Genomic DNA, 13,343 nt, shown 5'->3' on the forward strand with positions numbered 1-13,343 from the left:
GGCACCGAAGTGTAGAAATACGCTTTGGGTGTTTGCGGTCTCTTTTTCTTTACCGTACAACATGGGAGGAACAAGAGATGACTTTTTCTAGCTTAGAAAGAGAACAAATGCTGCAGGAAATGACAAAAAAACCATATGATGTGTTTATCATTGGTGGGGGTATTACAGGCGCAGGTACAGCACTTGATGCGGCTTCACGCGGGATGCGTGTCGGTCTTGCGGAAATGCAAGATTTCGCAGCAGGTACGTCTAGCCGCTCAACGAAACTCGTGCACGGTGGACTTCGTTATTTAAAGCAATTTGAAGTGAAGATGGTGGCAGAGGTCGGTAAAGAACGTGCCATTGTATATGAAAATGGTCCGCATGTGACAACGCCAGAATGGATGCTTCTTCCGATGCATAAAGGCGGTACATTTGGTAAGTTTTCAACATCAATTGGTCTAAGAGTGTATGACTTTTTAGCTGGAGTAAAGCATAACGAACGCAGAAGCATGCTCAGTGCGAAAGAAACACTTGCCAAAGAACCGCTTGTGAAAAAGGACGGCTTAAAAGGCGGCGGCTACTATGTTGAATACCGTACAGATGATGCACGCCTCACAATTGAAGTCATGAAAGAGGCAGTGAAATTTGGTGCAGAAGCTGTCAACTATGCGAAAGTAAAAGAATTTATCTATGATAAAGGAAAAGTTGTCGGCGTTGTCATTGAAGATGTCATGACGGAGAAAACATATGATGTGTATGCGAAGAAGATTGTCAATGCGACAGGTCCATGGGTAGATCAGCTAAGAGACAAGGACCATTCAAAAGAAGGGAAGCACTTACAGCATACAAAAGGAATTCACTTAGTATTCGACCAATCGGTTTTCCCGTTAAAACAAGCGATCTATTTCGACACGCCTGACAAACGCATGGTCTTTGCGATTCCGAGAGAAGGCAAAACGTACGTTGGAACAACAGATACGGTATACAAAAAACAGCTGGAACATCCGCGTATGACAAAAGCAGATCGTGATTATGTCATCCAAGCGATTCAGTACATGTTCCCAGATCTCAACATTACGGAAAAAGATGTTGAATCCAACTGGGCCGGTCTTCGTCCGCTCATTCATGAAGAAGGAAAAGACCCTTCAGAAATTTCTCGTAAGGATGAGGTATGGACATCATCTTCAGGCTTAATCACCATCGCTGGTGGTAAATTAACAGGCTACCGTAAAATGGCTGAGCACATTGTGAATCTTGTACGTGATGGACTGAAAGAAGAAACTGGAAAAGATTATGGATCATGTAAAACCAAACATATGCCAATTTCAGGTGGGCATGTAGGCGGTTCTAAAAATATGGCATCCTTTGTTCAAGCGAAAACGGCAGAAGGAGCATCCGTTGGTTTAACAGAACCGATTGCTCAAAAACTAGCTGAAAAATATGGCTCAAACGTCAGCAGTCTCTTCCAGCGTGTGGAGGAGCTTCAAGGCGAAGCAGACAAACGAAACATTCCAGCGTACGTACTGGCAGAGCTTGTCTATGCAATCGAAGAAGAACTAGCCGTTACACCTGTCGATTTCTTCTTAAGAAGAACAGGAAGCCTATTATTTAATATCAACTGGGCAAAAAAATATGCACAGCCTGTCGTTGACTATATGGCAGATCGATTTGGCTGGGATGAAGCGACAAAACAAAAACATCAAACAGAATTAGATCAACTATTCCATGAAGCAGTCGTACCGCTTGATGCCGAATAAGAGAAAAGCCGATCGTGTATCGGCTTTTTTTATTTGTTCATCATTTTTCCATCTGCCAATGATATAGCATGACATAAAGGTTGATTCCATATAAAATAACAGTAGATATTATTTTATTGATGAAAAGAACTGGGAGGACGATCATGAGTTGGAATACGAATTATGAGCGATGGATCAATGAGAAGCACCTGGATACTGAACTAAGGGAATGGCTAGAGGCGCATCGAGATGATCATCAAGCTCTTGAAGACTGCTTCTATAAAAACCTTGAGTTCGGAACTGGAGGAATGCGCGGAGAAATTGGTGCAGGAACGAACCGAATGAATGTCTACACCGTTCGTAAAGCATCAGCGGGTCTTGCTGCGTATATTGCGAAACATGGAGAGGATGCAAAAAGAAGAGGCGTCGCCATTGCATATGATTCACGCCATAAATCTCCTGAATTCGCGATGGAAGCAGCCAAAACGCTTGCTTCACAAGGCATTCAAACGTACGTATTTGACGAACTGCGTCCGACACCAGAACTTTCCTTTGCTGTTCGGGAGCTGAAAGCATTTGCTGGTATCGTCGTGACAGCAAGTCACAATCCACCAGAATATAATGGCTATAAAGTATATGGAGAAGATGGCGGCCAGCTGCCTCCATTTGAAGCAGATCAAGTCATTAAAGAAGTAGATGCAATTGAAAATGAACTGGCGATTTCAGTAGAGTCAGAAGAAACGTTGAAACAAAATGGGCTCATCCATATGATTGGAGAAGAAATTGATCGTGCTTATATTGAAAAATTAAAAACCATCAGTGTGCATCCTGAGCTTGCAGATGAAGTCGATGTCAAAGTGGTGTTTACCCCGCTTCATGGTACAGCCAATCAACCTGTCCGAAATGGGCTTCAGGCTCTTGGCTATCAGCATGTGACCGTTGTGCCTGAACAGGAAAAACCAGATCCGCAATTTTCAACGGTGACATCGCCAAATCCAGAGGAGCATGCAGCGTTTGAATATGCCATGAAACTTGGTGAAAAGCAGAATGCCGATATCCTCATTGCAACAGATCCTGATGCAGATAGGTTAGGCATTGCCGTCAGAGATCATGAGGGAGAATTTACAGTCTTAACAGGGAACCAAACAGGAGCGCTGCTGCTTCATTATTTATTGTCCGAAAAACAAAAGCTAGGTCAGCTGCCGCCTCGTCCAGTTGTGATGAAAACAATAGTTACAAGTGAGCTTGGGCGTGCTGTCGCATCAGCATTTGGTGCGGACACCATTGACACACTTACTGGCTTTAAATTTATTGGAGAAAAAATCAAGCAATTTGAAGAAAGTGGAGAATACACGTTTCAATTCGGTTATGAAGAGAGCTATGGCTATTTGATCGGTGATTTTGCCAGAGATAAAGATGCGGTGCAAGCAGCGCTGTTAGCCGTTGAAGTCGCTGCTTTTTATAAAAAACAAGGCAAGTCATTGTACGACGCTCTTGTCGATATTTTCAAGGAGTTTGGATTTTACCGGGAAGGATTAAAGTCATTAACCTTAAAAGGAAAAGAAGGAGCAGAGCAAATTTCAGCGATCCTTCATACCTTTAGAACAAATCCGCCAGCCGCCATCGCAGGTCAGCGAATCACAGTCATTGAGGATTACCAATCAAGTCAAAGACATCTCGTGACAGAAAAGAAAGAAGAAACAATTCACCTGCCGGCATCAAACGTGCTGAAATATTTCCTTGAGGATGGCTCATGGTTCTGCTTAAGACCTTCGGGTACCGAACCTAAAGTGAAATTTTATATTGCAGTTAAAGGCTCATCTTTAACAGATAGCGAAGAAAAACTGAAGCATCTATCAGAAGAAGTGATGAAAGTCGTTTATGATATTGTTGAAGAAACAGCTAAATAAAGAAAGTAACAAAGCCATCGTGTGAATGCATGATGGCTTTTTTCTCAGCCAAAAGTATGAGAAGAAATCATCCTTTTTGAGAAAGAGACAAAAGGGTGCTCGTGGTATAATCAACATAATGATAAGAGGAGGCAGCAAATGCCGGGGGTAAACAGCATGGGAGAATACAAAGAGAAGGTTAAAACATTAAAAACGTTAAAAGAAATTGCTGAAAAGTTAAATGAAGGCTTGGAAATGAAAGACACGCTTCATGAAGTGCTCCATATGCTTATGGATGTGACAGGCTTTCAGACAGCATGGATTTATTTTATAGAAGAAGACGGCTCGTATGAACTGATGGCAGAGGTATCTTTACCTGAAGCACTTGCAAAGCACCAAAAGCAATTGATGTGTCAAAACGACTGTTATTGCATCAATCGATACACAAAGGGATCACTGCAATCAGCCACCAATATTATCAACTGTAAACGGATTGAAACGGCCATCGAGCAAAAGCTTGGGGATACAGAAGGCATTACACATCATGCGACAGTTCCGCTCAAAGCGTGTAAGCGCACGTTCGGTTTATTAAATGTGGCGGCAAAAGGAAAAGTCACATTTACGCAAGAAGAGCTGAATTTGCTTGAAAGCATTGCGCTTCAAATTGGCACTGCCATTCAGCGAATGAAGCTTGTACAAAACGAACAGCAGCATGCACTTCTGGAAGAAAGAAACCGGCTTGCGCAGGATTTACATGATTCTGTCAATCAAATGCTGTTTTCAGTGAGTCTGACTGCGAAGGCTGCCCGTCAAATGACAAGCGATCAGAATCTAGGGGAAATGATTGATTTTATTCAGCATTTGTCACAAGATGCCCTCATTGAAATGCGGTCGCTCATTTGGCAGCTAAGACCAAGAGGACTTGAAAAAGGGTTTACGACGGCGATTGAAGAGTACGCACAGCTCTTAGGATTAAACTGTACATTATCTTTATCAGGCTGTATGGAGATGGATCATTCGCGGCATGAAACTTTGTTTCGCGTATGTCAAGAAGCGCTGAATAATTGTCAAAAACACGCGGGAGTAGAAGAAGTCGAGGTCAAACTCGAGCAATCGGCAGACACGTTTGAGATGGAAATCATCGACCGCGGAAAAGGATTTCAGTATGACGAGCAAATGAGCCTTCCTTCACTGGGGCTGAAAGGGATGGCTGACCGCATCCGAAGAACAGGTGGTACATTTTGTATTGATTCTGAGCTAGGTAAAGGAACCACGATTCATGTGAAAGTGCCATTTTCTCAAGAAAGGAAGGGTTCGTCATGAGAGTAGTCATTGCAGATGATCATCATATTGTGAGAAAAGGGCTGGTGTTTTTCTTGCAAACACAGCCTGATGTGGACATCGTTGGTGAGGCATCCAATGGAGAAGAGGCGCTTGAAGTTGTCAGACAAACGCAGCCTGACATTGTCTTAATGGACCTCTCTATGCCCGTTATGAATGGCATTGAGGCAACGAAACAAATGACACTGGAAATGCCCGATACGCGCATTGTGATCTTGACAAGCTATGCAGATAAAGATTATGTCATACCAGCCATTCAAGCAGGGGCGAAAGCCTATCAGCTCAAGGATGTAGCGCCAGAAAAACTGCTCACGACAATGATTGAAGTACAAAATGGCACCTATCAATTAGATGGTCATATCACGACTTTCCTTGTGCAGCATCTGACAGAACCAAAAGAGCAGAAATGGGCACAAATGAACGAGCTGACCAATAGAGAACGAGATGTCCTATTTGAAATTGCAAAGGGTAAAAGCAACAAAGAAATCGCCTCAGCGCTGTTTATTTCTGAAAAAACTGTCAAAACGCACGTATCTCATTTATTATCAAAGCTAGAGCTGGCAGATCGAACCCAAGCGGCTCTTTATGCAGTGGATTATCAAAAAAATCAGTCAAAAGAGCTGCTTTGACAGAAAAAATGTAAACATGCAGTCACGATGCCAAATGAGGAGGATGCGCTGTTATTTTCACAAAGAGACATGGATGAAAGCCCCTTTAAGTTTCCAATCACTTGGCACTGCTAAACGTATGTAAAAAGGCTGAAAATCAGCCTTTTTCTTTATGTGTACAGCGGTTCTGAATAAAATTCAGCAGCAGCAGCCTCTGAAGCATGATCAATGTACTGCAGGAGCCCGTATAAACATTTTTCAACATCTGCATCGTTTCGGTTAAATTGATACGCATGTAAGAAATGCTCAATACGTTTCGAGAGCAAGTCATCTTGCGTACGTACCATAAGAATAAGTAAATTATCCCATTGCGAGCGATGCGTATAATAAAGTGCCTTATCATAATCCGCCACATTCATGAAACCTTCTCCTTTCCCTTGAGAAGTCCTCATTAGTTTGCTCGGATCATATCGACTTTTTCAGGGGAAAAGTTGGTGTCCGCATGAATCGCGTACCGGAAATTATAGGCTGAATAAATGCTTCATGTATGAAAAAGGGTCGTTCAGCAAAACCTAATCAAAATATACATGAAAGTGAGATCAATGATATCATGCAGCCGAAATTGTGGATGCTTTTTGCAGCAGGAATGGTTTTGCTCGGCAGTCTCATGATCCATCCTGCATCAAAAGCAGCGGTGCAGCCCGTTGAAAATTGGGAAAGACTTGCTTATACCGCGTTGCAAGATGAATATGAAGGCGCCGCTTTAAACGACTATCATTACATTGGACGAACAAAAGTAAATGATGAACAGACAAAAGATGTATTTCGCGTGACGGTGAAGGAAGGATCGACCCTTTTTGCAGCACACGCAGAAATTTATTTTCACCCGGTGACCGGACATTTGATTAGTATTAATGTGTTTCGGTTATAAAAAAGCACCTCTTTTGATAAGAGGCGCTCAGCGTGTAGACAAACCCTCGCATTCTGTGTCAGTCCTGCGTGCCGGTGCTCACGAATGTCGAATTCGCTCCGCTCCTCGTTCTTCCTAGACTGTAAAGGTTTTCTATCACGCTGAAAAGAAGACAAAGGGCTAAAATAAAGATCATTTTAGCCCTTTGTCAAACAACACGAATTCAATTATTTCATGCTTCCTTGAAGATATGAGCGAATATCCACACCGAGTGAATCTGCTAAACGCTGTCCGTAATCTTCATCTGCACGATAGAAATTGCAGATCGCAAGTAATTTTGTTTTTTCATTTACACCTTTGAGATCAGCTGTTAGGTTTTTGATCAACGCTTGTTTCTCTTCCTCAGAGTAGCTTCGATATTTTTCCCCAGCTTGTTTGAAATCGTTCGGTTTTTCGATTTTTTGTCTCACCATACGGTCACCGTGAAGAACAGGCTCACTTTCTTTGTAGTGAGGGTTTTCTTTTGGCTGATCCTCGTAACGGTTTGGTTCATAGTTAATATGACCGCTTGGACGAGTCGTTGTCATAAAGCCATCCTGCTGGTTATTTTGCACAGGTGCATAAGGGCAGTTGACTGGAATGCGCATGTAGTTCGCACCAAGACGGTGACGCTGCGTGTCTGGATATGAGAAAAGACGACCTTGAAGCAGTTTATCTTCAGACGCTTCAATACCTGGGACTAGTGCACTTGGCGTGAAAGCAGCTTGTTCTGTTTCAGCAAAGAAATTTTCAGGATTGCGGTTAAGTGTCATGCGTCCTACTTTTTGAAGCGGATAATCTTCCTCGCTCCACGTCTTTGTTGGATCACATGGATCATAATCAAGTTCATCATAATCGCTAAGCGGCATAAGCTGAATATATAGGTCCCAGGCTGGATAGTTGCCTTTTTCAATGCGATCATAAAGATCTCTTGTCGCATGCTGGAAATCGTTTGCTTGAATTTCTGCTGCTTCTTCCATGGATAAATTGCGAATACCTTCTGATGGTCTCCAGTGATATTTCACATATTTGGTTTCTCCATATTTATTCACCCATCTAAACGTATGGACACCGGAACCGCGCATTTCTGCGTAGTTGGCAGGGATTCCTTCGTCAGAGAAAAGCCATGTAAGCATGTGAGTAGATTCAGGTGTTAAGGTCATAAAATCCCAATAACGGTCAGGATCTTGGATATTGGTTACAGGATCTGGTTTAAGAGAGTGAACCATATCAGGGAATTTCAATGCATCACGAATAAAGAAGATCGGCAAGTTGTTACCAACCAAATCGTAGTTGCCTTCTTCTGTATAAAATTTCACAGCGAAGCCGCGCGGGTCACGTAATGTTTCAGGTGAACCTTTAGGGTGAATAACCGTTGAGAAGCGAACAAAAACGTCTGTCTGTTTCCCTTCTTCACTTAAGAAGGCTGCTTTTGTATGTTTCTCCATGCTATTTTCTACTTCAAACACACCATAAGCGCCGGCGCCTCTTGCATGAACGACACGCTCTGGAATACGTTCACGGTCAAAGTGTGCAAGCTTTTCAATCAAATGGTAATCATCGAGAAATGAAGGTCCACGGTGACCAGCTGTTCTTGAGTTTTGGTTATCGCCAACAGGCACGCCTTGATTCGTTGTCAAATTTTTATGATTTGAATTTGTCATTCTTTTCTCCTCCTGTAAACAAAAAAATGGTTTCTAGCAATCTATATACCCTAATTATAGTGAATCAAACATGATAGTCAATATTTATTTATAATAATTTTAAATAAATTATTATTACAAGGAGGTAAAGAAAAAGACGAAAGAAATGAAATTCTTTCGTCTAAAGGAGGAGCTCTCTTAGAGCATCTTTGTTTTGTGTTAAGTCTTTTAATGTGTATTGGTCAAGAACGCGTAAATAAGCAGTGAGAGCTTCGTGAAGCACATGCTTTAATGAACAAATCGGGGAGATGATACAGCTGTTTTTCTTTGGATCAAAGCATTCGACCATGACTAAGTCTTCCTCTGTATAGCGGACAACCTCCCCAATGTTAATGCTTTCTGGGCTTTTCCCCAGCCTAATCCCGCCATTTCTCCCGCGGATTGTTTCCACATACCCGCGTTTTCCAAGATGGTAAATCACCTTCGTTAGATGATTTTTAGAAATGCCATAAATATCGGCAATCTGCTGAATATTTGACAGTTCATTGTTGTCTCTTGACGCTAAATAAATGAGTACCCTTAATGAGAAATCTGTATAATTCGTAAGTTTCATTTGGACGACCTCTAAACCTAATAGAGTTTTGTATCATCGTAACACATTTTAGACAAGAACTGGTCGAGAAAGTGTTAAATGTGACAACATTTAAAACATGTATTATAAATATTGCTTTTATAAGCCGTCATTCATTAAGATAAAGATGTATTTAAAATACATCTTTCGAAAGAAGGAATAACGATGTTATCCACAGATCAAATGAACGCGATTAAACAATCAGCCCCTTTACTAAAAGCCGAGGGAACAAAACTTGTGACTGTTTTTTATCAAAATATGATCAGGCAGCACCCAGAGCTTCTCAATCAGTTTAATAAAACGAACCTCATGAACGGAAGTCAGCCAGAGGCGCTTGCTGCGACACTATATCAAGCTGCACTGCACATCGATCGATTAGAACAATTGCTTCCTGCGGTGAAACAAATCGCCCATAAGCATGTCAGTGTCATGGTGAAAAAAGAGCAGTATCCAATCGTCGGGTATCACCTCATTAAAGCGATGAAAGAAGTGTTTGGATTAACTGAGCAGGATGACACATTATTAGCGTGGAAGGCCGCATATGATATCATTGCGAATATATTTATCACGATTGAAGCAGAAATGATGAATGAAAATGTGAAACAAAAAGGCGGATGGGCAGATGTCAAACCGTTTGTCATCAAGAAAAAGAAACAAGAATCTCCAGCGCTTATCTCTTTTTATTTAGTACCAGAAGATGAATCAGAGCTTCCAATGTATGAAGCGGGTCAATACATTACTGTGCAGGCAGATATGCCGGGCGAAGCCTATGTGTGCAGCAGACAATACAGCTTATCAGATCAATATCACCCGTCTTATTACCGCATCACAGTAAAGCGTGATGGTCATGTGTCCACATTCTTGCATGATGAAATGGAAGAAGGGGGCGTTCTTCAAGTGAGTATGCCGCAGGGAGTGTTCTGCTTGCAAGAAGACACAAAAGAGCCCGCTTATTTCATCAGTGCCGGTTCCGGTGTCACACCAATGGTAGGCTTAGTGAAAACAGCAGCTCACAGCAATCAGCCATTTACGATGATTCATGCAGACCGATTAGAGGATGTAACCGCTTTTGAAAAAGAGTTTGAAAGCGTTCTGGCTTCATCTTCTCTTGGCCGCATCATCCTATGTAACGAGCAATTTGAACAGTCCGGAAAGGGCGAGCTAGTTGAGAAGGCGGCTTGCCGGATTGACCGTCCATTCCTGCAATCAGTAATTAGAGAAGGGAAAGGCCAGTTTTATCTATGTGGTTCTGCAGCATTTACACAGGAGATGATCCATATCCTAAAAGAGATGGGAATTCCAGAACAGCATATACATTTCGAAGCATTCGGCGGGCAATCCATGAAAGAAATGGAAGTTGTCTAAACGAATGGCGGAACATCATGTTTTTTTAGATACGCTCATATAGTAGGGATAAGTCCGATGAGGAGGGATGGTTTCCTTGAGCGTATCTGAAAAACGTCTTTTACAAAGAGCCATTGATGAAATTACAGAAATTGCAGAAGGATTTGGTCTAGATTTTTATCCGATGAGGTATGAAATCTGTCCCGCGGAAATTATTTATACGTTCGGTGCATACGGAATGCCAACACGATTTAGCCACTGGAGCTTTGGAAAGCAATTTCATAAAATGAAGCTTCATTATGATTTAGGGTTAAGCAAAATTTATGAACTGGTGATCAATTCAAATCCTTGCTACGCCTTTCTACTAGATAACAATACGCTTGTTCAAAATAAATTAATTGTGGCTCATGTACTGGCACACTGTGATTTCTTCAAAAATAATTGCCGTTTTCAAAACACAAAACGAGATATGGTAGAAAGCATGGCTGCGGCGGCAGAGCGAATCAAAGAGTATGAGCATATCCACGGAACAAAAGAAGTCGAATCCTTTTTAGATGCGGTATTGGCTCTGCAGGAGCATATTGATCCGTCTCTTGTTCGTTCAAAATTAAGCTGGAATATAGACGATGAAGAAGAATATGAAGAGGATAAACCAAAACGTCAAACACCGTATGATGATTTGTGGGGAATGGATGAGCCAAAGACGCGTGAGAAAAAGAAAACCGTCAAGCAATTTCCGCCAAAGCCAGAAAAAGATATTTTGCTCTTTATTGAAGCGCACTCCAGGGAGCTAGAGCCGTGGCAGCGGGATGTACTGACCATGCTTAGAGAGGAAATGCTCTATTTTTGGCCGCAGCTGGAAACAAAGATTATGAATGAAGGCTGGGCATCGTATTGGCATCAGCGGATTATGCGTGAGCTCGATTTAGATTCAAGTGAATCGATTGAGTTTGCGAAATTAAATGCAGGCGTGGTGCAGCCATCTAAGACGGGTATCAACCCTTACTATTTAGGGTTGAAGATATTTGAAGATATTGAAGAGCGTTATGACAACCCATGCGAAGAATTAAAAAAAACAGGGGTGACAGAAGGGTCCGGCCGCAGCAAAATGTTTGAAGTGCGGGAAATTGAATCGGATATTTCCTTTATTCGAAACTACTTAACAAAAGACCTTGTGATGAGAGAAGACTTGTACTTGTTTCAAAAGCAGGGGAGAGACTATAAAGTCATTGATAAAGAATGGAAGGCTGTTCGTGATCAGCTTGTGAGCATGAGGGTCAATGGCGGTTTTCCTTATTTGACCGTGATCGATGGCGACTATTTGAAAAACAATGAACTCTATATCAAGCATTGGTACGAAGGCATTGAGCTCGACCTGAAATACTTAGAAAAAGTGCTCCCGTATTTGTATCAGCTGTGGGGAAGAAGTGTGCATATCGAGTCAGTTCTTGAAGGAAAAGAAGTGATGTTTTCATACGATGGAAAAGGGGTTCATAGGAAATATCTCGCATAAAAAAGATCAAAAAAAGATGTCTGCTTTAGGACATCTTTTTTTGTGTTTCACAAAGTTATTGGTTTTTAAGCAATTTGAAAATGTGCTTAGCTTGATCTGTATTTTCCATGAGACCTTTTAGCTGCTGGCTTGTTGGTCCATACGCATAAAATGGTACTTCATCACCTGTATGACCTGATGTTGTCCAGCCTGTATGTGATCTCGTGTTGATGACTTCTTCAATCGCATCATCAATCTGAACAACATCTTTTGTTTCAGCTGCTTTTTGAATAGAAGCAATTTCCTCTTTTGTGAAATCAAGTTCAATATATTGTTTGAGCGCAGACTCAACAGTCATGCCGCCTGCGATTTTGTCTGCAATAAAATCAGGTGTCTTTTTCGCTGCTTTTACAGGTTTGTAATCCCAGCTGCCGGAGCCGTCTGCCCCGAAGGAAAGTCCGCCAGTGGAATGATCCGCAGTCGTAATGACTAACGTATTTTTATCCTTTTTTGCGAAACGAATGGCTTCTTCAAATGCATTTTCAAAATCCTTTACTTCACTCATGGCACTGACAATATCATGGTCATGTCCCGCCCAGTCAATTTGACTGCCTTCGACCATGAGGAAAAATCCTTTTTTGTTTTTAGACAGCTGTTTAATAGCTGAGGACGTCATATCTTGTAGAGAAGGGGTGTTTTTATCGCGATCAATGGCTTTATCGAGACCGCCATCAGCAAAAAGACCTAATACTTTTTGGTTTTTGTTTTTTTGCAAGGCTGCTTTGTTTGTGACATAATCATAACCTGCTTTTTTGAATTCCTTCGTCAGATCACGATCCTTGCGAACAAAATCGATAAGTCCTCCGCCAAGCATGACATCGACTGTATGCTGTTTCCCGATTTTCTCATCGAAGAAATTATCGGCAATGGCTGCTGTGTTTTTTCTAGACACATTGTGGGCGGCATACGCAGCAGGCGTAGCATTGGTTAATTCAGATGTCACGACAAGACCCGTAGACTTTCCTTTGCGCTTTGCTTCCTCTAAAACTGTTTTTAATTTTTTGCCGTTTTTGTTTACGCTGATGGCATTGTTGTATGTCTTTTTACCAGTCGCCATGGCTGTACCGGCCGCTGCTGAATCGGTGATGTTACTTTTAGAGTCGTCAGGGTACGTTTTGTGCATGCCAGTGAGGTAAGGGTCAAACGCTGTTTGCTTTGAAAGGTCTCCGTTGTGTTTAAATGAGCGGTAAGTTGAAAGATAAGGTGTTCCCATGCCATCTCCAATTAGCACGATCACATTTTGTACGTCATTTTTTGGTTTCTTTTTCGCTTCAGCTTTGTCAGCCTGTCCAAATTCAATTCCTGAAAAAATGCCAATCGATAGCACAGATGCTGCTGCTACAGCAGCTATTTTCGTTTTCGAGCTTTTCAACACACTCATTCATTTTGCCTCCTCATTGTTTATGTATCGCTCTTACGTTTACAATGGTAGAGCAGAAGTGTGGATTCCATTTTACAGCACCGTAAAGTTCGCTTTAAAATTGTAAAGGTCCACTTTACATAGAATGAACCAAAAAGAGAAATGAATGTATCATTTATCCATGACAGGATGCATTCGTTTTGTCATGATTGTGTAATAAAAATGAAATAAAAAGAACCCTAAAAAAAAATAAATTTTGCCGAATTAATAAGCATAATGTCTTAGGAAGTCAAGACTATTTCTTCTGG

General features: G+C 41.7%; 11 protein-coding genes. 7 read left to right on the forward strand and 4 right to left on the reverse strand.

Features of this window, described 5'->3' with window-relative positions:
- Nucleotides 1-77 precede the first annotated feature (77 nt).
- From glpD to NPA43_RS04635, 4 genes are all read left to right on the forward strand, one after another.
- A complete protein-coding gene (gene glpD, locus NPA43_RS04620; protein WP_099728211.1) occupies nt 78-1,739 on the forward strand; it encodes a glycerol-3-phosphate dehydrogenase in 1,662 nt (553 codons plus the stop codon).
- A 143-nt stretch (nt 1,740-1,882) separates the two neighbouring features.
- Nucleotides 1,883-3,628: a phospho-sugar mutase gene (locus tag NPA43_RS04625; RefSeq protein WP_099728210.1), complete on the forward strand. Its 1,746-nt coding sequence runs from the start codon at nt 1,883-1,885 to the stop codon at nt 3,626-3,628.
- Between the two features lie 156 nt (nt 3,629-3,784).
- On the forward strand, nt 3,785-4,930 hold the full coding sequence (locus NPA43_RS04630; protein WP_230030984.1) for a GAF domain-containing sensor histidine kinase: 1,146 nt from the start codon (nt 3,785-3,787) through the stop codon (nt 4,928-4,930).
- Complete coding sequence (locus NPA43_RS04635) at nt 4,927-5,577, forward strand: response regulator (protein WP_249705399.1); 651 nt, start codon at nt 4,927-4,929, stop codon at nt 5,575-5,577. The genes NPA43_RS04630 and NPA43_RS04635 overlap by 4 nt, the downstream gene beginning before the upstream one ends.
- Before the next feature lie 149 nt (nt 5,578-5,726).
- Here the strand turns inward: NPA43_RS04635 and NPA43_RS04640 are convergent, their stop codons facing one another.
- A complete protein-coding gene (locus NPA43_RS04640) occupies nt 5,727-5,975 on the reverse strand; it encodes a YhdB family protein (protein ID WP_249705400.1) in 249 nt (82 codons plus the stop codon).
- A 191-nt stretch (nt 5,976-6,166) separates the two neighbouring features.
- On the opposite strand from NPA43_RS04640, the gene NPA43_RS04645 reads away from it, so the two are divergent.
- Nucleotides 6,167-6,487, forward strand: a complete 321-nt coding sequence (locus NPA43_RS04645; protein ID WP_370461121.1) for a YqzG/YhdC family protein — start codon at nt 6,167-6,169, stop codon at nt 6,485-6,487.
- A gap of 206 nt (nt 6,488-6,693) precedes the next feature.
- Here NPA43_RS04645 and NPA43_RS04650 read toward each other — a convergent pair whose 3' ends face one another.
- Together NPA43_RS04650 and NPA43_RS04655 are read right to left on the reverse strand one after the other, a co-directional pair.
- A complete protein-coding gene (locus tag NPA43_RS04650; RefSeq protein ID WP_230030981.1) occupies nt 6,694-8,169 on the reverse strand; it encodes a catalase in 1,476 nt (491 codons plus the stop codon).
- A 160-nt stretch (nt 8,170-8,329) separates the two neighbouring features.
- The gene (locus NPA43_RS04655; RefSeq protein WP_099728859.1) at nt 8,330-8,761 is read right to left on the reverse strand and encodes an Rrf2 family transcriptional regulator; all 432 of its coding nucleotides are present in this window, start codon (nt 8,759-8,761) and stop codon (nt 8,330-8,332) included.
- A 183-nt stretch (nt 8,762-8,944) separates the two neighbouring features.
- On the opposite strand from NPA43_RS04655, the gene NPA43_RS04660 reads away from it, so the two are divergent.
- Nucleotides 8,945-10,144, forward strand: coding sequence for a globin domain-containing protein (locus tag NPA43_RS04660; protein ID WP_249705401.1), 1,200 nt, complete (start codon nt 8,945-8,947; stop codon nt 10,142-10,144).
- 67 nt (nt 10,145-10,211) lie between these two features.
- Nucleotides 10,212-11,636: a SpoVR family protein gene (locus NPA43_RS04665; RefSeq protein WP_371930225.1), complete on the forward strand. Its 1,425-nt coding sequence runs from the start codon at nt 10,212-10,214 to the stop codon at nt 11,634-11,636.
- A gap of 55 nt (nt 11,637-11,691) precedes the next feature.
- Here the strand turns inward: NPA43_RS04665 and NPA43_RS04670 are convergent, their stop codons facing one another.
- Nucleotides 11,692-13,056, reverse strand: a complete 1,365-nt coding sequence (locus NPA43_RS04670; RefSeq protein WP_099728856.1) for an alkaline phosphatase — start codon at nt 13,054-13,056, stop codon at nt 11,692-11,694.
- Nucleotides 13,057-13,343 lie beyond the last annotated feature (287 nt).

This window comes from Bacillus pumilus (genome assembly GCF_024498355.1).
Taxonomy (GTDB): Bacteria; Bacillota; Bacilli; order Bacillales; family Bacillaceae; genus Bacillus; species Bacillus pumilus_P.